General features: G+C 61.5%; 22 protein-coding genes and 3 pseudogenes. All 25 read left to right on the top strand.

What is annotated here, in order from left to right:
* Positions 1-7: 7 nt before the first annotated feature.
* The 25 genes and pseudogenes from rpoC to rpmD all read left to right on the top strand — a co-directional run bounded on the left by rpoC (position 8) and on the right by rpmD (position 17,638).
* Positions 8-4,228: a DNA-directed RNA polymerase subunit beta' gene (gene rpoC, locus EKK97_RS20640; protein ID WP_159554819.1), complete on the top strand. Its 4,221-nt coding sequence runs from the start codon at positions 8-10 to the stop codon at positions 4,226-4,228.
* A 143-nt stretch (positions 4,229-4,371) separates the two neighbouring features.
* Positions 4,372-4,745 (top strand): annotated as a pseudogene (gene rpsL / locus EKK97_RS20635) (30S ribosomal protein S12).
* A 125-nt stretch (positions 4,746-4,870) separates the two neighbouring features.
* Entirely contained in the window at positions 4,871-5,341 is a 471-nt protein-coding gene (gene rpsG, locus EKK97_RS20630; protein ID WP_159554817.1) for a 30S ribosomal protein S7, read from the top strand.
* Between the two features lie 45 nt (positions 5,342-5,386).
* The gene (gene fusA, locus EKK97_RS20625; protein ID WP_159554815.1) at positions 5,387-7,507 is read left to right on the top strand and encodes an elongation factor G; all 2,121 of its coding nucleotides are present in this window, start codon (positions 5,387-5,389) and stop codon (positions 7,505-7,507) included.
* Between the two features lie 29 nt (positions 7,508-7,536).
* Positions 7,537-8,729, top strand: a pseudogene (gene tuf, locus EKK97_RS20620) (elongation factor Tu).
* Positions 8,730-8,894: 165 nt separating this feature from the next.
* Positions 8,895-9,206 carry a 30S ribosomal protein S10 gene (gene rpsJ / locus EKK97_RS20615; protein ID WP_010626466.1) on the top strand — a complete coding sequence of 104 codons (312 nt, stop codon included), beginning with the start codon at positions 8,895-8,897 and terminating at the stop codon, positions 9,204-9,206.
* 150 nt (positions 9,207-9,356) lie between these two features.
* Positions 9,357-9,995 carry a 50S ribosomal protein L3 gene (rplC, locus tag EKK97_RS20610; RefSeq protein ID WP_159554813.1) on the top strand — a complete coding sequence of 213 codons (639 nt, stop codon included), beginning with the start codon at positions 9,357-9,359 and terminating at the stop codon, positions 9,993-9,995.
* Between the two features lie 14 nt (positions 9,996-10,009).
* Entirely contained in the window at positions 10,010-10,615 is a 606-nt protein-coding gene (gene rplD, locus EKK97_RS20605) for a 50S ribosomal protein L4 (protein ID WP_159554811.1), read from the top strand.
* Positions 10,612-10,908: a 50S ribosomal protein L23 gene (gene rplW, locus EKK97_RS20600; protein WP_111413338.1), complete on the top strand. Its 297-nt coding sequence runs from the start codon at positions 10,612-10,614 to the stop codon at positions 10,906-10,908. Before rplD ends, rplW begins: the two co-directional genes overlap by 4 nt.
* A gap of 17 nt (positions 10,909-10,925) precedes the next feature.
* Positions 10,926-11,753: a 50S ribosomal protein L2 gene (rplB, locus tag EKK97_RS20595; protein WP_159554809.1), complete on the top strand. Its 828-nt coding sequence runs from the start codon at positions 10,926-10,928 to the stop codon at positions 11,751-11,753.
* 22 nt (positions 11,754-11,775) lie between these two features.
* On the top strand, positions 11,776-12,051 hold the full coding sequence (gene rpsS, locus EKK97_RS20590; RefSeq protein WP_009098993.1) for a 30S ribosomal protein S19: 276 nt from the start codon (positions 11,776-11,778) through the stop codon (positions 12,049-12,051).
* 18 nt (positions 12,052-12,069) lie between these two features.
* Complete coding sequence (gene rplV / locus EKK97_RS20585; protein WP_097790618.1) at positions 12,070-12,402, top strand: 50S ribosomal protein L22; 333 nt, start codon at positions 12,070-12,072, stop codon at positions 12,400-12,402.
* An 11-nt stretch (positions 12,403-12,413) separates the two neighbouring features.
* Positions 12,414-13,114 (top strand): annotated as a pseudogene (gene rpsC, locus EKK97_RS20580) (30S ribosomal protein S3).
* Positions 13,115-13,129: 15 nt separating this feature from the next.
* The gene (gene rplP / locus EKK97_RS20575) at positions 13,130-13,543 is read left to right on the top strand and encodes a 50S ribosomal protein L16 (RefSeq protein WP_111413341.1); all 414 of its coding nucleotides are present in this window, start codon (positions 13,130-13,132) and stop codon (positions 13,541-13,543) included.
* Entirely contained in the window at positions 13,543-13,734 is a 192-nt protein-coding gene (gene rpmC / locus EKK97_RS20570; protein WP_010626474.1) for a 50S ribosomal protein L29, read from the top strand. Before rplP ends, rpmC begins: the two co-directional genes overlap by 1 nt.
* A 1-nt stretch (position 13,735) precedes the next feature.
* A complete protein-coding gene (rpsQ, locus tag EKK97_RS20565; RefSeq protein WP_159555891.1) occupies positions 13,736-13,996 on the top strand; it encodes a 30S ribosomal protein S17 in 261 nt (86 codons plus the stop codon).
* A gap of 39 nt (positions 13,997-14,035) precedes the next feature.
* Positions 14,036-14,407: a 50S ribosomal protein L14 gene (rplN, locus tag EKK97_RS20560; protein WP_010626476.1), complete on the top strand. Its 372-nt coding sequence runs from the start codon at positions 14,036-14,038 to the stop codon at positions 14,405-14,407.
* A 14-nt stretch (positions 14,408-14,421) separates the two neighbouring features.
* A complete protein-coding gene (gene rplX / locus EKK97_RS20555) occupies positions 14,422-14,739 on the top strand; it encodes a 50S ribosomal protein L24 (RefSeq protein ID WP_086507996.1) in 318 nt (105 codons plus the stop codon).
* Between the two features lie 18 nt (positions 14,740-14,757).
* On the top strand, positions 14,758-15,297 hold the full coding sequence (gene rplE / locus EKK97_RS20550) for a 50S ribosomal protein L5 (protein ID WP_159554805.1): 540 nt from the start codon (positions 14,758-14,760) through the stop codon (positions 15,295-15,297).
* Between the two features lie 10 nt (positions 15,298-15,307).
* Positions 15,308-15,613: a 30S ribosomal protein S14 gene (gene rpsN, locus EKK97_RS20545; protein WP_159554803.1), complete on the top strand. Its 306-nt coding sequence runs from the start codon at positions 15,308-15,310 to the stop codon at positions 15,611-15,613.
* Positions 15,614-15,645: 32 nt separating this feature from the next.
* Entirely contained in the window at positions 15,646-16,038 is a 393-nt protein-coding gene (gene rpsH, locus EKK97_RS20540; RefSeq protein ID WP_159554801.1) for a 30S ribosomal protein S8, read from the top strand.
* A gap of 9 nt (positions 16,039-16,047) precedes the next feature.
* Positions 16,048-16,578: a 50S ribosomal protein L6 gene (gene rplF, locus EKK97_RS20535; RefSeq protein WP_111413346.1), complete on the top strand. Its 531-nt coding sequence runs from the start codon at positions 16,048-16,050 to the stop codon at positions 16,576-16,578.
* 9 nt (positions 16,579-16,587) lie between these two features.
* Complete coding sequence (rplR, locus tag EKK97_RS20530) at positions 16,588-16,938, top strand: 50S ribosomal protein L18 (RefSeq protein ID WP_111413347.1); 351 nt, start codon at positions 16,588-16,590, stop codon at positions 16,936-16,938.
* An 11-nt stretch (positions 16,939-16,949) separates the two neighbouring features.
* A complete protein-coding gene (gene rpsE, locus EKK97_RS20525) occupies positions 16,950-17,450 on the top strand; it encodes a 30S ribosomal protein S5 (protein ID WP_010626483.1) in 501 nt (166 codons plus the stop codon).
* Positions 17,451-17,455: 5 nt separating this feature from the next.
* The gene (gene rpmD / locus EKK97_RS20520) at positions 17,456-17,638 is read left to right on the top strand and encodes a 50S ribosomal protein L30 (protein ID WP_010626484.1); all 183 of its coding nucleotides are present in this window, start codon (positions 17,456-17,458) and stop codon (positions 17,636-17,638) included.
* Positions 17,639-17,641: the final 3 nt, after the last annotated feature.

The following is a 17,641-nucleotide window of genomic DNA, read 5'->3' as shown; positions in this document are numbered from 1 at the left end:
CGACTCCATGAAAGATTTGGTGAAAGTCCTCAAATCGCAGTCACAGTCCGAAGAGTTCGACGCGATCAAGATTTCGCTCGCCTCTCCGGACATGATTCGCTCCTGGTCCTACGGCGAGGTCAAGAAGCCCGAGACCATCAACTACCGCACCTTCAAGCCGGAGCGGGACGGGCTGTTCTGTGCCAAGATCTTCGGTCCGGTGAAGGACTACGAGTGCCTGTGCGGCAAGTACAAGCGCATGAAGCATCGCGGCATCATCTGCGAGAAGTGTGGCGTCGAGGTGACCAAGGCCGCCGTGCGCCGCGAGCGCATGGGCCATATCGAACTGGCCAGCCCGGTGGCCCACATCTGGTTCCTCAAGTCACTGCCGTCGCGTATCGGCATGTTCCTCGACATGACCCTGCGTGACATCGAGCGGGTGCTCTATTTCGAGAGCTTCGTGGTGATCGATCCGGGCATGACCACGCTCGAGCGCGGCCAGCTGCTCAACGACGAGCAGTACTTCGAGGCACTCGAGGAGTTCGGTGACGACTTCGACGCCCGCATGGGCGCCGAGGCGATCCAGGCGCTGCTCAAGGACATCGACCTCTCCGAGGAGGTTGATCGCCTGCGCGAGGAGATTCCCCAGACCAACTCCGAGACCAAGATCAAGAAGCTCTCCAAGCGGCTCAAGCTGCTGGAGGCCTTCCTGCAGTCGGGCAACGACCCGGCGTGGATGGTCATGGAAGTGCTGCCTGTGCTGCCGCCGGACCTGCGTCCGCTGGTGCCGCTGGACGGCGGTCGCTTCGCCACCTCCGACCTCAACGACCTATACCGTCGGGTGATCAACCGTAACAACCGCCTCAAGCGGCTGCTCGACCTCAATGCGCCGGACATCATCGTGCGCAACGAGAAGCGCATGCTGCAGGAAGCGGTCGATGCGCTGCTCGACAACGGCCGCCGCGGCCGCGCCATTACGGGGTCGAATAAGCGTCCTCTCAAATCCTTGGCCGATATGATCAAGGGCAAGCAGGGCCGCTTCCGTCAGAACCTGCTGGGCAAGCGCGTCGACTACTCCGGCCGTTCGGTCATCACCGTCGGTCCGACCCTGCGTCTGCACCAGTGCGGCCTGCCCAAGAAGATGGCGCTCGAGCTGTTCAAGCCGTTCATCTATTCCAAGCTGCAGGCCAACGGCCAGGCGTCCACCATCAAGGCCGCCAAGAAGATGGTCGAGCGCGAGCTGCCCGAGGTGTGGGACATCCTCGCCGACGTCATCCGCGAACACCCGGTGCTGCTCAACCGCGCCCCGACCCTGCACCGTCTCGGCATCCAGGCCTTCGAGCCGCTGCTGATCGAAGGCAAGGCGATCCAGCTGCACCCGCTGGTGTGTGCCGCCTACAACGCCGACTTCGACGGTGACCAGATGGCAGTGCACGTACCGCTGACGCTGGAAGCCCAACTCGAGGCGCGGGCGCTGATGATGGCCACCAATAACGTGCTGTCGCCGGCCAACGGTGATCCGATCATCGTACCGTCCCAGGACGTGGTACTGGGTCTGTATTACATGACCCGCGAGAAGATCAACGCCAAGGGCGAGGGAATGGTGTTCTCCAACCTCAACGAGGTGGAGCGAGCCTTCGGTACCCAGAGCGTGTCGCTGCATGCCCGGGTCAAGGTGCGTCTGACCGAGATCCTCATTGATGAGGAAACCGGCGAGCAGAGCACTGAGCGCACCCTCTATGACACCACCGTAGGTCGTGCGCTGCTGTTCCGCATCCTGCCTGACGGGGTGCCGTTCGAGCTGGTCGATCAGCCGATGAAGAAGAAGGCGATCTCCAAGCTGCTCAACGAGGTGTATCGCCGTGCCGGTCTCAAGGCCACGGTGATTTTCGCCGACCAACTGATGTACACCGGTTTCCGCATGGCGACCTGGTCCGGCGCCTCCATCGGCGTCAACGACTTCGTCATCCCCGAAGCCAAGAGCGAGATCGTCGAGGCTGCCGAGGCAGAGGTCAAGGAGATCGAAGATCAGTTCTCCTCCGGTCTCGTCACCGCCGGCGAGAAGTACAACAAGGTCATCGACATCTGGTCCAAGGCCAATGACAAGGTGGCCAAGGCGATGATGGCGGGCATCTCCAAGGAGACCGTGATCGATCGCAACGGCAACGAGGTGGAGCAGGACTCGTTCAACAGCGTGTTCATCATGGCCGACTCCGGCGCTCGCGGTAGCGCGGCCCAGATCCGTCAGCTGGCGGGTATGCGCGGCCTGATGGCCAAGCCGGACGGCTCGATCATCGAGACGCCGATCGTCGCCAACTTCCGCGAAGGTCTGAACGTACTGCAGTACTTCATCTCGACCCACGGTGCGCGTAAGGGTCTGGCGGATACCGCACTCAAGACCGCCAACTCTGGTTATCTGACTCGCCGTCTGGTCGACGTGGCCCAGGACATGGTCATCACCGAGACCGATTGTGGCACCGAGCAGGGGCTGACCCTGCATCCGGTCATCGAGGGCGGCGACATCATCGTCTCCCTGGCTCAGCGCGTCCTGGGCCGCGTGGTGGCCCAGGACGTCATCGATCCCAGCACCGAAGAGGTGTTGATCGAGAAGGGTGCGCTGCTCGACGAAGCTTGGTGCGAGCGCCTGGATACCATGGGTGTCGACGAGATCGTGGTGCGCAGTGCCATTACCTGTGAATCGACCCATGGCGTCTGCTCGTCGTGCTACGGCCGCGATCTGGCGCGGGGGCATCAGGTCAACATCGGCGAAGCGGTGGGTGTCATCGCTGCCCAGTCGATCGGTGAGCCGGGTACCCAGCTGACCATGCGTACCTTCCACATCGGCGGTGCGGCATCGCGCGCCTCGGCGGTGGACAGCGTGCAGGTGAAGCACGGCGGCAAGGTGCGTCTGCACAACATGAAGTTCGTCGAGCGCACCGATGGCAAGCTGGTGGTGGTCTCCCGCTCCAGCGCCCTGGCGGTGGCCGACGAGCACGGCCGCGAGCGTGAGTACTACAAGCTGCCCTACGGTGCCGAGCTGTCGATCAAGGATGGTGAGGCGGTCGAGGCCGGGCAGATGGTGGCCAAGTGGGATCCGCACACCCACCCGATCATCGCTGAGGTCGAGGGCAAGGTGCAGTACGTCGACATGGTCGACGGCGTCACCATCCACCGCAGCGTAGACGAGATGACCGGCCTCTCTTCCATCGAGGTGATCGAGTCGGCGGCGCGTCCGCAGGCCGGCCGTGATAGCCGTCCGATGATCCTGCTCACCGACGAGAGCGGCGAGCCGGTCAGCGTGGCAGGCTCCAACACTCCGGTGCAGTATCTGCTGCCGGGCAAGGCGATCGTTTCGGTCGACAACGGTTCCCAGATCGGTATCGGTGAGATCGTTGCGCGAATTCCGGTGGAAGCGTCCGGCAACAAGGACATCACCGGTGGTCTGCCCCGTGTGGCCGACCTGTTCGAAGCGCGCAAGCCGAAGGAGCCGGCCATCCTCGCCGAGATCAGCGGTACGATCAGCTTCGGCAAGGAAACCAAGGGCAAGCGTCGCCTGACGATCACGCCGGAAGACGGTGGCGACCCGTTCGAGATGCTGATCCCGAAGTGGCGCCAGATCGCCGTGTTCGAAGGCGAGACGGTGGAGAAGGGCGAGGTGATCTCCGACGGTCCGAGCAACCCCCACGACATCCTGCGACTGCTGGGCGTGGCGGAACTGGCCAAGTACATCACCGCCGAGATCCAGGAGGTCTACCGGCTGCAAGGTGTAGGCATCAACGACAAGCACATCGAAGTGATCGTGCGTCAGATGCTGCGCAAGGTCGAGATCACCGACTCGGGTGACTCGGAGTTCATCCCGGGCGACCAGGTCGAGTTGGTCAAGGTTCTCGAGCAGAATGCACTGCTGGAGCAGGCCGAGAAATTCCCGGCCAAGTATCAGCGTGTGCTGCTGGGTATCACCAAGGCCAGCCTGGCCACCGAGTCGTTCATTTCCGCGGCCTCCTTCCAGGAGACCACGCGGGTCCTGACCGAGGCGGCGGTGACCGGCAAGCGTGATTATCTGCGCGGTTTGAAAGAGAACGTGGTGGTTGGTCGCCTGATCCCGGCAGGGACGGGGCTGGCCCATCATCAGGAGCGTCGTCGCAAGCGGGAAGATACCGAGCGTCTGCTCCATCCGTCGGCCTTCGATGTCGAGCAGGAGCTGGGCGCCCAGCTCACCGCTCTCGACTCGGACGACGACGAGCTGTAAGCGGGAGGGGGCGTCGGGCTTGGGGTGACCCATTGCTTGACGCCCTACCCCGTTAGACCTTAGAATGCGCAGCCTTTAACAGTGGGGTGGGTGCGCCCGCGCCCGCTGAAAGGCAAGGCAACCATTGGAGTCAGCTACACAATATGGCAACGATCAATCAGCTCGTGCGCAAGCCGCGCAAGCGCCCCGTCGCCAAGAGCGACGTGCCGGCGCTGCAGGCCTGCCCGCAAAAGCGCGGCGTTTGCACCCGCGTCTACACCACCACCCGAAGAAGCCGAACTCGGCCCTGCGTAAGGTCTGCCGCGTGCGCCTGACCAACGGTTTCGAGGTTTCGTCCTACATCGGTGGTGAGGGGCACAACCTCCAGGAACACTCTGTCGTGCTGATTCGCGGCGGCCGTGTCAAGGACTTGCCGGGTGTGCGTTACCACACCGTACGTGGCGCCCTCGACACCTCCGGCGTACAGAACCGTAAGCAGGGCCGTTCCAAGTACGGTACCAAGCGTCCGAAGTCCTGATCGGACTCGGTGCGTCAATAGGATTAATTTCGGTCTGATAAGAGTAAGGCCGGGCGTCGTGGGTTCGAAAAGAGCGTACGAGTGTTCCGGGTTTGCCTGAAAGACCCTTCGATAGAGGGCTTGTCATGCCTAGAAGAAGAGTTGTCGCCAAGCGCGAAATCCTGCCGGATCCCAAGTTCGGAAGTGAGCGCCTGGCCAAGTTCATGAACCACCTGATGGTCAGCGGCAAAAAGTCCACAGCTGAGCGTATCGTCTATGGTGCGCTGGACACGGTTGCCGAGCGTAGCAAGGAAGAGCCGCTGGACATCTTCGATCGCGCGCTGGAAGCCATCCAGCCGATGGTCGAGGTCAAGTCCCGCCGCGTCGGCGGTGCGACCTATCAGGTGCCGGTAGAGGTTCGCCCCTCGCGTCGCCAGGCACTGGCCATGCGCTGGCTGGTGGATGCGGCGCGCAAGCGCGGTGAGAAGACCATGGTGCAGCGCCTTGCTGGCGAGATGCTCGATGCTGCCGAAGGCAAGGGCTCCGCGGTCAAGAAGCGTGAAGACGTGCATCGCATGGCCGAGGCCAACAAGGCGTTCTCGCACTACCGTTTCTAAGCGCAGCGCCTCTCAACGCATCGCCAACCAACGGGGAGTTCCACCGTGGCACGCAAGACACCTCTCAACCGCTATCGCAATATCGGGATCTGTGCCCACGTCGACGCGGGCAAGACCACTACTACCGAGCGTGTGCTGTTCTATACCGGTCTGTCGCACAAGCTTGGCGAAGTACACGATGGTGCGGCGACCACCGACTGGATGGAGCAGGAGCAGGAGCGGGGTATCACCATTACCTCAGCTGCTGTCACGACCTTCTGGAAGGGCATGAACCAGCAGTTCGATGAGCACCGCATCAACATCATCGACACCCCGGGACACGTCGACTTCACCATCGAGGTGGAGCGTTCGTTGCGCGTTCTCGACGGTGCTGTCGTGGTGCTGTGCGGCTCGTCCGGCGTGCAGCCGCAGACCGAGACCGTCTGGCGTCAGGCCAACAAGTACGAAGTCCCGCGCATGGTGTTCGTCAACAAGATGGACCGTACCGGCGCCGACTTCTTCATGGTCGTCGAGCAGCTCAAGGAGCGCCTGGGCGCCAACGCCGTGCCGATTCAGATCAACTGGGGCACCGAAGAGGACTTCAAGGGCGTCATCGACCTGATCGAGATGAAGGCCATCCTCTGGAACGAAGCCGACCAGGGCATGAGCTACGAGTTGGTCGACATTCCGGCCGAGCTTCAGGCCAAGGCTGAAGAGTTCCGCGAGCAGATGGTCGAAGCCGCTGCCGAAGCTTCTGAAGAGCTGATGGACAAGTACCTCGAAGAGGGCGAGCTCACCAAGGAAGAGATCAAGGCCGGCCTGCGTCGCCGCACTCTGGACAACGAAATCGTGCTGGTCACCTGCGGCTCGGCGTTCAAGAACAAGGGCGTGCAGGCGGTGCTCGACGCCGTGATCGAGTACATGCCGTCTCCGGTCGAGGTCAAGGCCATCGAGGGTGAGCTGGACGACAAGGAAGGTACCATCGCCACGCGTGAGGCGGACGATAACGCGCCTTTCGCCGCGCTGGCCTTCAAGATCGCCACCGACCCCTTCGTCGGTACCCTGACCTTCATCCGCGTTTACTCGGGTGTGCTCAACTCCGGCGACAGCGTCTACAACTCCGTGAAGCAGAAGAAGGAGCGCGTCGGTCGTATCGTGCAGATGCACTCCAACTCCCGCGAGGAGATCAAGCAGGTCTACGCCGGCGACATCGCCGCCTGTATCGGCTTGAAGGACGTCACTACCGGTGACACGCTGTGTGATCTGGAGAACAAGATCGTTCTCGAGCGCATGGAGTTCCCGGATCCGGTCATCTCGGTGGCCGTGGAGCCGAAATCCAAGGCCGACCAGGAGAAGATGGGTGTGGCGCTGGGCAAGCTGGCCCAGGAGGATCCGTCATTCCGCGTCAAGACCGACGAGGAAACCGGTCAGACCATCATCTCCGGTATGGGCGAGCTGCACCTGGACATCATCGTCGACCGCATGCGTCGCGAGTTCAAGGTCGAGGCCAATATCGGCAAGCCGCAGGTTGCCTACCGTGAAACCATTCGCGGCAAGGTCGAGCAGGAAGGCAAGTTCGTGCGCCAGTCCGGCGGTCGTGGCCAGTACGGCCATGTCTGGCTGCGCATCGAGCCGCTCACCGAGGCGGACAAGGAAGGCGACGAAGACATGCACTTCAAGTTCGCCTCCGAGATCGTCGGCGGTGTGGTACCCAAGGAATACGTGGGTGCCGTCGAGAAGGGAGCCTATGAGCAGCTGCAGAACGGCGTCATCGCGGGTTACCCGATGATCGACGTGAAGGTCACGCTGTACGATGGCTCCTACCATGACGTGGACTCGAACGAGAACGCGTTCAAGGTTGCTTCTTCCATGGCTGTCAAGGAAGGGGCGCGCAAGGCCAAGGCCGTGCTGCTGGAACCGGTGATGAAGGTCGAAGTCGTGACCCCCGAGGATTTCATGGGTGACGTCATGGGCGACCTCAACCGTCGCCGCGGTCTGGTGCAGGGCATGGATGACTCTTCCTCCGGCAAGATCATCCGCGCGATGGTGCCTCTGGGCGAGATGTTCGGTTATGCGACCGATCTGCGTTCTCAGACCCAGGGTCGTGCGAGCTACGTCATGGAGTTCGCGAAGTACGAAGAGGCGCCCTCCAGCATCGTTGAAGCCGTCATCAACCAGAAAGGCTAACCGCTAGCAAACGTAAAGAGGTTATCGAAGTGGCTAAGGAAAAATTCGAACGTTCCAAACCGCACGTCAACGTCGGCACCATCGGTCACGTCGACCACGGCAAGACCACTCTGACTGCGGCCCTGACTCGCGTTTCTGCTGAGGTCTTCGGCGGTGAATGGCGTCAGTTCGACTCCATCGACAACGCTCCGGAAGAGCGTGAGCGTGGTATCACCATCGCCACCTCTCACGTCGAGTACCAGTCCGAGCAGCGTCACTACGCACACGTCGACTGCCCGGGACACGCCGACTACGTCAAGAACATGATCACCGGTGCGGCCCAGATGGACGGCGCCATCCTGGTCTGTTCCGCTGCTGACGGCCCCATGCCGCAGACCCGCGAGCACATCCTGCTGTCGCGTCAGGTTGGCGTTCCGTACATCGTCGTGTTCCTGAACAAGGCCGACATGGTCGACGACGAGGAGCTGCTCGAGCTGGTCGAGATGGAAGTTCGCGAACTGCTCAATGAGTATGACTTCCGGGCGACGACACTCCGATCATCGTCGGTTCTGCGCTGATGGCGCTGAACGGCGAGGATGAGAACGGCATGGGTACCACCGCCGTTGCCAATCTGATCAAGGCGCTGGACGACTACATCCCCGAGCCGGAGCGTGCTATCGATCAGCCGTTCCTGATGCCGATCGAGGACGTGTTCTCCATCTCCGGTCGCGGCACCGTGGTCACCGGTCGTATCGAGCGCGGCATCATCAAGGCCGGTGAGGAAGTCGAGATCGTCGGTATCAAGGACACCACCAAGACCACCGTTACCGGTGTCGAGATGTTCCGCAAGCTGCTCGACGAAGGTCGTGCTGGCGAGAACGTCGGTGCCCTGCTGCGTGGTACCAAGCGTGATGAAGTCGAGCGTGGTCAGGTTCTGGCCAAGCCGGGCAGCATCAACCCGCACACCGTCTTCGAAGCCGAAGTCTACGTGCTGTCCAAGGAAGAAGGCGGTCGTCACACCCCGTTCTTCAAGGGCTATCGTCCGCAGTTCTACTTCCGTACCACTGACGTGACCGGTACCTGTGAACTGCCGGAAGGCGTCGAGATGGTCATGCCGGGTGACAACGTCAAGATGGTCGTCACCCTGATCGCTCCGATCGCCATGGATGAAGGTCTGCGTTTCGCCATTCGCGAAGGTGGCCGTACCGTCGGCGCCGGCGTTGTGGCCAAGATCGTCAAGTAAGCCCTGGGCTCACCGATCGATCGAAGGGGGCTCCGCAAGGAGCCCCCTTTCTGCGCACCTTGGGCGGAGTGTTTGACTCTCGTCCTCGGCATGCATATAATGCGCATCCTTTGTATGCGTGGGTAGGCGGCAGAGGCCGTCCACATCCATTGGAGTTTAGGGCAAATGCAGAACCAGAAGATTCGCATTCGGTTGAAGGCATTCGACCATCGCCTGATCGATCAGTCTGCCGCGGAGATCGTTGATACCGCCAAGCGTACTGGTGCTCAGGTTCGCGGTCCGATCCCGCTGCCGACCAATCGTGAGCGCTACACCGTGCTGATTTCGCCGCATGTCAACAAGGATGCGCGTGACCAGTACGAGATTCGCACTCACAAGCGCGTGCTCGATATCGTCGAGCCGACCGAAAAGACCGTCGATGCCCTGATGAAGCTCGACCTCGCCGCTGGCGTGGACGTGCAGATCAAGCTCGACTAATCACACTAGACACCCGCGGCCCAGCGCTCTTTCAAACGAGTTGGAGCAGCAGCCGCCACGCCGTGATGGCGTCATACAACGTGCTAGTGGAATGCTCTGGAAAGGGCAGCCATAGCGGGTGATAGCCCCGTACACTAAAGGAGACTGAGAATGACTATCGGTTTGGTCGGTAGAAAGGCCGGTATGACCCGCGTCTTTACCGAAGATGGCGCTTCCGTGCCCGTGACCGTGATCGAGGTTGAGCCGAATCGCATTACCAGCGTCAAGACCGTCGAATCCGACGGCTACGCGGCGGTTCAGGTTACAGCCGGCTCCCGCAAGGCCAAGCATCTCACCAAGGCGCAGGCAGGTCAGTACGCCAAGGCAGGTGTCGAGGCCGGTCGTTCGCTGATGGAGTTCCGCCTCAATGCAGGCGAGGAAGCTCCGGAAGTGGGCGGCGAACTCACTGTATCCCTCTTCGAAGCTGGTCAGAAGGTCGATGTGACCGGCACCTCCAAGGGCAAGGGCTTCCAAGGCGCCGTCAAGCGCTGGAATTTCCGTACCCAGGATGCCACCCACGGCAACTCCCTGTCGCATCGTGCGCCGGGTTCCATCGGTATGTGTCAGACCCCGGGTCGCGTCTTCAAGGGCAAGAAGATGGCCGGTCAGATGGGCAATGTCCGCTGCACCGTCCAGAGCCTCGAAGTCGTGCGGGTCGATGCCGAGCGCAACCTGCTGCTGATCAAGGGCGCCGTGCCTGGTGCTACCGGCAGCGACGTCATCGTTCGCAGCGCCGTCAAAGCTGGCTGAAGGGGATAGAACCGATGAATCTGAATCTTGCTGCAGGCGCGGGTACTGTCGAAGTCGCCGACGCCACCTTTGGCAAAGAATTCAACGAGGCGCTGGTTCACCAGGTCGTCACCGCCTATCTGGCTGGTGGTCGCCAGGGTACTCGCGCCCAGAAGACTCGTTCCGATGTGCGCGGTGGTGGCAAGAAGCCGTGGCGCCAGAAGGGCACCGGCCGTGCGCGCGCCGGTACCATCCGCTCGCCGCTGTGGCGTAGCGGTGGTGTGACCTTCGCGGCGCGTCCGCAGGACCACTCGCAGAAAGTCAACCGCAAGATGTACCGCGCAGCAATGCGTTCCATCCTGTCCGAGCTGGTGCGTCAGGAGCGCCTGGTCGCCATCGACGAATTCACCGTCGATGCGCCCAAGACCAAGCAGCTGGTCGCCAAGCTGGGTGAGCTGGGCCTGGAGAAAGCGCTGATCGTCACCGAAGAAGTCGACGAGAAGCTCTATCTGGCCGCTCGTAACATCCCCAACGTGGATGTGGTGGATGTGGCTGCCGCCGATCCGGTGAGTCTGATCGCCTTCGACAAGGTGCTGGTCACCGTCTCTGCTCTGCGTAAATTCGAGGAGAAGCTGGCATGAACCAGGAGCGCGTATTCAAGGTTCTGCTTGGTCCGCACGTGACCGAGAAGGCCGCTTTCGCCGCCGAGCGCAACCAGTATGTGTTCAAGGTGGCCAGCGACGCGACCAAGCCGGAAATCAAGCAGGCCGTGCAGGTGCTGTTTGGCAAGAAGGTCGACCGCGTCCAGGTGCTGAACATGAAGGGCAAGACCAAGCGCACCGCGCACGGTCTGGGCCGCCGCCAGGGCTACCGCAAGGCCTATGTGACCCTGGCTGCTGGTGAAACGCTCGAAGACTTCACTGGCGCCGAATAAGGGCAGGAGTACGGATCATGGCAATCGTCAAGACAAAACCCACATCCGCCGGTCGTCGCCACCTCGTCAAGGTCGTCAACGACGAGCTGCACAAGGGCAAGCCCTATGCGCCGCTGCTCGAGAAGCAGTCGCGCAGCGGCGGACGTAACAACAACGGTCGCATCACCACCCGTCACGTGGGCGGTGGCCACCGTCAGCACTACCGGCTGATCGACTTCAAGCGCACCAAGGATGGCGTTCCTGCCGTCGTCGAGCGTCTTGAGTACGATCCCAACCGCAGCGCTCACATTGCGCTGCTGAAGTACCTGGACGGCGAGCGTCGCTACATCATCGCACCCAAGGGTGTGAGCGCAGGCGACCGTCTCGAGTCCGGCGTGAATGCGGCGATCAAGAAGGGCAATACCCTTCCGCTGCGCAACATCCCGCTGGGTTCCACCGTTCACTGCATCGAGCTCAAGCCCGGCAAGGGTGCGCAGCTGGCTCGCAGTGCCGGTACCAGTGCCCAGTTGGTCGCTCGTGAAGGCAACTACGCCACCCTGCGTCTGCGCTCCGGCGAGATGCGCAAGGTGTTGGCCGAGTGCCGCGCGACCCTGGGTGAAGTGAGCAACTCTGAGCACAGCCTGCGTCAACTTGGCAAGGCCGGTGCGAAGCGCTGGAGAGGCGTGCGTCCGACCGTTCGCGGTGTGGCCATGAACCCGGTGGATCACCCGCATGGTGGTGGTGAAGGCCGCACCAGCGGTGGTCGTCATCCGGTGACGCCGTGGGGCGTGCCCACCAAGGGCCACAAGACCCGCAAGAACAAGCGCACTGACGCGCTGATCGTTCGCCGCCGCAAGGCCAAGTAACAGACATTAAGGGGTAACGGCTGTGCCACGTTCACTGAAGAAAGGTCCTTTTATTGACCTTCATCTGCTGAAGAAGGTTGAGGCTGCAGTGGAGAAGAACGACCGCAAACCGATCAAGACCTGGTCGCGTCGTTCCATGATCCTGCCGAACATGGTCGGGCTCACCATTGCTGTCCATAACGGTCGCCAACACGTCCCGGTGCACGTCTCCGAGGAAATGGTTGGCCACAAGCTGGGCGAATTCGCTGCCACCCGCACTTATCGCGGTCATGCGGCGGACAAGAAAGCCAAACGGTAAGCCAGAGAGGATTGAGAGATGGAAGTCACAGCTAAGCTGCGTGGCGCTCGTTTATCCGCCCAGAAGGCCCGTTTGGTGGCTGACCAGGTGCGCGGTAAGCCTGTCGCCGAGGCGCTCGACCTGCTGACCTTCTCACCGAAGAAGGCTGCCAAGCTGGTCAAGAAAGTGCTGCAGTCCGCCATCGCGAATGCGGAAGAAAACAACGGCATGGATATCGACGAGCTGCGTGTCTCGACCATCTGCGTCGATGAGGGCATGACGCTCAAGCGCATCCGTCCGCGCGCCAAGGGCCGTGCGGATCGCATCCTGAAGCGCACCTGCCACATCACCGTCAAGGTAGCCGAGAAGTAGGAGTCGACCAGATGGGTCAGAAAGTCAATCCGACAGGTATTCGGCTGGGTATCGTCAAGGACCACTCCTCGGTGTGGTATGCCGAGCGCGGTGCTTATGCCGACAAGCTGAACAACGATCTCGAAGTGCGTCGCTTCCTCGAAGAGCGTCTGAAGAACGCCTCCGTGAGCAAGATCACTATCGAGCGTCCGGCGAACAACGCCCGCATCACCATTCACACTGCTCGTCCGGGCATCGTGATCGGCAAGAAGGGCGAGGACGTCGACAAGCTGCGCCGTGATGTCACCGCGATGATGGGCGTGCCCGTGCACGTCAACATCGAGGAAGTGCGCAAGCCGGAACTCGATGCCAAGCTCGTCGCGCAGAACATCGCCGGCCAGCTCGAGCGTCGTGTCATGTTCCGTCGCGCCATGAAGCGCGCGGTACAGAACGCCATGCGCCTGGGCGCCGGCGGCATCAAGGTGCAGCTCTCCGGTCGCCTCGGCGGCGCGGAAATTGCCCGCACCGAATGGTACCGGGAAGGTCGCGTGCCGCTGCACACTCTGCGTGCGGACATCGACTACGCCACCTACGAGGCCAAGACCACCTACGGCATCATCGGTGTCAAGGTGTGGGTCTTCAAGGGTGAAATCCTCGGGGCATCGAAGAGGTCCGCGCCAAGGCTAAGCAACAGCCGCAGGCCGCGCCCTCCAAGAAGAAAGGTTCCAGGTAAGGGGAGAGCGAGTCGATGTTACAGCCCAAGCGCATGAAATTCCGCAAGATGCAAAAAGGCCGCAACCGTGGCCTGGCGCATCGCGGAAGCAAGATCAGCTTCGGGGAATACGGCCTGAAAGCTACCGGTCGCGGCCGCATCACGGCGCGTCAGATCGAAGCCGGCCGCCGTGCGATCACCCGTCACGTCAAGCGTGGCGGCAAGATCTGGATCCGCGTGTTCCCCGACAAGCCGATTTCCAAGAAGCCACTCGAAGTCCGTATGGGTAAGGGTAAGGGCTCCGTCGAGTACTGGGTCGCACAGATCCAGCCGGGCCGGGTCCTGTATGAAATCGAAGGCGTGTCCGAAGAGCTGGCCCGTGAGGCCTTCTCCCTGGCCGCGCAGAAGATGCCCGTGTCCACCACCTTTGTGAAACGGACGGTGATGTGATGAAAGCCCAGGAAATTCGTGAAAAGTCAGTCGAGCAGCTCCAGGAGCAGCTCTTCGAACTCCTCCGCGAGCAGTTCAACCTGCGCATGCAGAAGGCCACCGGTCAGCTCAGCCAGACTCATCTGCTCAAGCAGGTTCGTCGGGACATCGCCCGGGTGAAGACTGTGCTCAACGAGAAGGCAGGTGACTGAGATGGCCGAAGAAAAGAAAGCCCGTACGCTCACCGGCAAGGTGGTGAGCGACAAGATGGACAAGTCCATCGTCGTCATGATCGAGCGCCGCGAGCGGCACCCGATCTACGGCAAGTACGTCAAGCGCTCCACCAAGCTGCACGCCCATGACGAGGCGAACCAGGCCAAGGCCGGCGACACGGTATCCATCCAGGAATGCCGTCCGCTGTCCAAGAAGAAGGCCTGGACGCTGGTCGAGGTGATCGAGCAGGCCAAGGGCTGAGCTCGGCGAGAGCAGTCAGATTAGGTTTGGAGAAAACCGATGATTCAGACTCAGACAATGCTGGATGTCGCCGACAACAGCGGAGCGCGCCGGGTGCAGTGCATCAAGGTGCTTGGCGGCTCACACCGTCGCTACGCGCGTGTCGGTGACATCATCAAGGTCACGGTGAAGGAAGCCATTCCGCGTGGCAAGGTCAAGAAAGGCCAGGTCCTCAAGGCGGTAGTGGTTCGCACCCGCAGCGGTGTCCGTCGTTCCGACGGTTCGCTGATCCGCTTCGATGGAAATGCGGCGGTTCTGTTGAACAACACCAACGAACAGCCGATCGGTACCCGTATCTTCGGACCGGTGACCCGTGAACTTCGTACCGAGAAGTTCATGAAGATCATTTCCCTGGCGCCCGAAGTGCTGTAAGGAGCGAGGCGGATATGCAAAAGATCAAACGTGACGATGAAGTGATCGTCATCGCCGGCAAGGACAAGGGCAAGCGCGGCACCGTCAAGCGCGTCCTCAAGGACGAACGCTTCGTCGTGTCCGGTGTGAACATGATCAAGCGTCACACCAAGCCCAACCCTATGGCGGGCAATCAGGGCGGTATCGTCGAGCGCGAGGCTCCGATTCACGCGTCCAACGTGGCGATCTTCAACTCGGAGACCGGTAAGGCGGATCGCGTCGGCTTCCAGGTTAAGGAAGACGGTACCAAGGTACGTATCTACAAGTCGACGCAGACGCAGATCGACGCCTAACGCGAGTCGGGTAGCAAAATGGCGAACTTGAAAGAACGTTATCAGAACGAGGTGGTGGCTCAGCTCAAAGAGCAGTTCAGCTACGCCAACGTGATGCAGGTGCCGCGGATCACCAAAGTGACCCTCAACATGGGCATCGGTGACGCGACCAGCGACAAGAAGCTGATCGAAAATGCCATCAGCGACCTGGAGAAACTCTCCGGTCAGAAGCCGCTGGTGACCAAGGCGCGCAAGTCCATCGCGGGCTTCAAGGTGCGTGAAGGTTGGCCGATCGGTATCAAGGTGACCCTGCGCTCCGAGCGCATGTGGGAATTCCTCGATCGCCTGGTCAACATCGCGATTCCCCGCGTGCGTGACTTCCGTGGTCTCAACCCGAAGTCCTTCGACGGTCGCGGCAACTACTCCATGGGTGTGCGTGAGCAGATCATCTTCCCCGAGATCGAATATGATAAAATCGATCGGATTCGTGGGCTGGATGTCACCATCACCACTACTGCCAACACCGACGAGGAAGGTCGTGCGCTGCTGAGCGCGCTGAACTTCCCGTTCAAGAAATAAGGGTGGGATCATGGCAAAGAAGAGCATGATTGAACGCGAGCTCAAGCGCACCAAGCTGGTCGAGAAGTACGCGGCCAAGCGCGCCGAGCTCAAGGCGATCATCCAGAACGTGAACGCTTCCGATGAAGAGCGCTTCGAAGCGACGCTGAAACTGCAGCAGTTGCCGCGTGACTCCAGCCCGGTGCGTCAGCGTAATCGCTGCCGTATCACCGGCCGTCCGCACGGCTACTACAACAAGTTCGGGCTTGCCCGTAACAAGCTGCGTGAAGCCGCTATGCGTGGCGAAGTCCCTGGGCTGAAGAAGTCCAGCTGGTAAGCCGCCACGGAATCATCAGGAGCGCAATGTAAATGAGCATGCAAGATACTCTGGCGGATATGTTCACCCGTATCCGCAATGCGCAAATGGCCACCAAGGAGACGGTCACCATGCCGTCCTCCAAGCTCAAGGTCCAGGTGGCCCGCGTATTGAAGGAAGAGGGCTATATCAACGACTTCGCGGTCGCTGAAGGTACCAAGCCCGAACTGACCGTGACCCTCAAGTACTTCGAGGGCAAGCCGGTCATCGAGCACCTGCAGCGGGTATCCAAGCCGTCCCTGCGCCAGTACAAGGGCAAGGATGCACTGCCCAAGGTGGCGGATGGCATGGGTGTGGCGATCGTCACCACCTCCAAGGGCGTGATGACCGACCGTGCCGCTCGCCAGGCGGGCGTCGGTGGCGAAGTCATCTGCACCGTATTCTAGGAGTCTGGAATGTCCCGCGTAGCCAAATATCCGGTTAAAGTGCCCGCCGGCGTCGACGTCAAACTCGACGGCGACCAGCTGACCGTCAAGGGCGGCCAGGGCACGCTGTCCATGACCGTTCATCCGGACGTGGCCATCGCCCAGGAAGAGGGTCAGTTGACCTTCAATCCGAGCGAGAGCGCCAAGTCCTGGGCCATGGTCGGCACCACTCGTGCTCTGGTTCAGAACCTGGTCACCGGCGTCTCCGAGGGCTTTACCAAGACCCTCGAAATCGTTGGCGTCGGCTATCGTGCCCAGGCAAGTGGCCAGACGCTGAATCTGTCACTGGGCTTCTCCCACCCGGTCGAGTATTCCCTGCCTGAGGGTGTCTCTGCGGAAACGCCGAAGAACACCGTCATCGTGCTGAAGAGCGCGGACAAGCAGAAGCTGGGCCAGGTCGCCGCCGAGGTTCGTGCCTTCCGTCCGCCTGAGCCCTACAAGGGCAAGGGTGTGCGGTACGCCGACGAGCAAGTGCGTCGTAAAGAAGCCAAGAAGAAGTAAGGCAGGGTTATGAACGCGAAGAAAGAATCTCGTCTCCGTCGTGCCCGCCGCGCTCGCGCCAAGATGCGCGAGCTGGGCGTGTATCGCCTGTGCGTCAACCGTACCCCGCGCCACATCTACGCGCAGATCATCTCGCCGGATGGTGGCAAGGTGCTGGCCAGCGCTTCCACGCTGGACAAGGACCTGCGCGAGGGAGCGACCGGTAACTCCGACGCCGCCGCCAAGGTCGGTGCGCTGATTGCCGAACGTGCCAAGCAGGCTGGCATCACCCAGGTGGCCTTCGATCGTGCCGGTTACAAGTACCACGGTCGCGTGAAGGCCCTGGCCGACGCCGCACGTGAAGGCGGCCTGGAATTCTAAAGGGTTTTACGATGGCGAAGAACGAACAGAACACCGGCGATCTGCAGGAAAAACTCGTGCAGGTCAACCGTGTCGCCAAGGTGGTCAAGGGTGGCCGTATTTTCGGCTTCACTGCCCTGACCGTCGTCGGCGACGGCAATGGTCGTGTCGGCTTCGGTCGTGGCAAGGCGCGTGAAGTGCCGGTCGCGATCCAGAAGGCGATGGACCAGGCACGCCGCAACATGGTCAAGGTGAGCCTCAAGGGCCATACCCTGCAGTACCCGGTGAAGGCCCGTCACGGCGCCTCCAAGGTGTACATGCAGCCGGCTTCCGAAGGTACCGGGATCATCGCCGGCGGCGCCATGCGCTCCGTGCTCGAGCTGGCCGGCGTCCATGACGTCCTGGCCAAGTGCTACGGCTCCACCAATCCGGTCAACGTGGTGCGCGCGACCGTCAAGGGTCTCGCCTCCATGCAGTCGCCGGAAGACATCGCCGCCAAGCGCGGTCTGTCTGTCGAAGCGATCACGGGGTAAATACCATGGCAGCCACACTCAAGGTTACCCAGATCCGTAGCACCATCGGCACGCTGCCCAAGCACAAGGCCACCATGAAGGGCCTGGGCCTGCGCCGCATCGGTCATACGGTCGAGCTGGAAGACACCCCTGCCGTGCGCGGCATGATCCACAAGGTCAACTACCTTGTGCGGGTAGAGGGAGAGTAATCC

This window comes from Billgrantia tianxiuensis (genome assembly GCF_009834345.1).
In the GTDB taxonomy this organism is placed as follows: Bacteria; Pseudomonadota; Gammaproteobacteria; order Pseudomonadales; family Halomonadaceae; genus Halomonas; species Halomonas tianxiuensis.
This window is presented reverse-complemented; position numbering and strand designations above follow the sequence as displayed.

What these genes read in the sequence shown, in the direction of transcription:
- rpoC (WP_159554819.1), top strand. Translation starts at nt 8, where the DNA reads ATGAAAGATTTGGTGAAAGTCCTCAAATCGCAGTCACAGTCCGAAGAG.
- rpsG (WP_159554817.1), top strand. Translation starts at nt 4,871, where the DNA reads ATGCCTAGAAGAAGAGTTGTCGCCAAGCGCGAAATCCTGCCGGATCCC.
- rpsJ (WP_010626466.1), top strand. Translation starts at nt 8,895, where the DNA reads ATGCAGAACCAGAAGATTCGCATTCGGTTGAAGGCATTCGACCATCGC.
- rplC (WP_159554813.1), top strand. Translation starts at nt 9,357, where the DNA reads ATGACTATCGGTTTGGTCGGTAGAAAGGCCGGTATGACCCGCGTCTTT.
- rplD (WP_159554811.1), top strand. Translation starts at nt 10,010, where the DNA reads ATGAATCTGAATCTTGCTGCAGGCGCGGGTACTGTCGAAGTCGCCGAC.
- rplW (WP_111413338.1), top strand. Translation starts at nt 10,612, where the DNA reads ATGAACCAGGAGCGCGTATTCAAGGTTCTGCTTGGTCCGCACGTGACC.
- rplB (WP_159554809.1), top strand. Translation starts at nt 10,926, where the DNA reads ATGGCAATCGTCAAGACAAAACCCACATCCGCCGGTCGTCGCCACCTC.
- rplV (WP_097790618.1), top strand. Translation starts at nt 12,070, where the DNA reads ATGGAAGTCACAGCTAAGCTGCGTGGCGCTCGTTTATCCGCCCAGAAG.
- rplP (WP_111413341.1), top strand. Translation starts at nt 13,130, where the DNA reads ATGTTACAGCCCAAGCGCATGAAATTCCGCAAGATGCAAAAAGGCCGC.
- rpmC (WP_010626474.1), top strand. Translation starts at nt 13,543, where the DNA reads ATGAAAGCCCAGGAAATTCGTGAAAAGTCAGTCGAGCAGCTCCAGGAG.
- rpsQ (WP_159555891.1), top strand. Translation starts at nt 13,736, where the DNA reads ATGGCCGAAGAAAAGAAAGCCCGTACGCTCACCGGCAAGGTGGTGAGC.
- rplN (WP_010626476.1), top strand. Translation starts at nt 14,036, where the DNA reads ATGATTCAGACTCAGACAATGCTGGATGTCGCCGACAACAGCGGAGCG.
- rplX (WP_086507996.1), top strand. Translation starts at nt 14,422, where the DNA reads ATGCAAAAGATCAAACGTGACGATGAAGTGATCGTCATCGCCGGCAAG.
- rplE (WP_159554805.1), top strand. Translation starts at nt 14,758, where the DNA reads ATGGCGAACTTGAAAGAACGTTATCAGAACGAGGTGGTGGCTCAGCTC.
- rpsN (WP_159554803.1), top strand. Translation starts at nt 15,308, where the DNA reads ATGGCAAAGAAGAGCATGATTGAACGCGAGCTCAAGCGCACCAAGCTG.
- rpsH (WP_159554801.1), top strand. Translation starts at nt 15,646, where the DNA reads ATGAGCATGCAAGATACTCTGGCGGATATGTTCACCCGTATCCGCAAT.
- rplF (WP_111413346.1), top strand. Translation starts at nt 16,048, where the DNA reads ATGTCCCGCGTAGCCAAATATCCGGTTAAAGTGCCCGCCGGCGTCGAC.
- rplR (WP_111413347.1), top strand. Translation starts at nt 16,588, where the DNA reads ATGAACGCGAAGAAAGAATCTCGTCTCCGTCGTGCCCGCCGCGCTCGC.
- rpsE (WP_010626483.1), top strand. Translation starts at nt 16,950, where the DNA reads ATGGCGAAGAACGAACAGAACACCGGCGATCTGCAGGAAAAACTCGTG.
- rpmD (WP_010626484.1), top strand. Translation starts at nt 17,456, where the DNA reads ATGGCAGCCACACTCAAGGTTACCCAGATCCGTAGCACCATCGGCACG.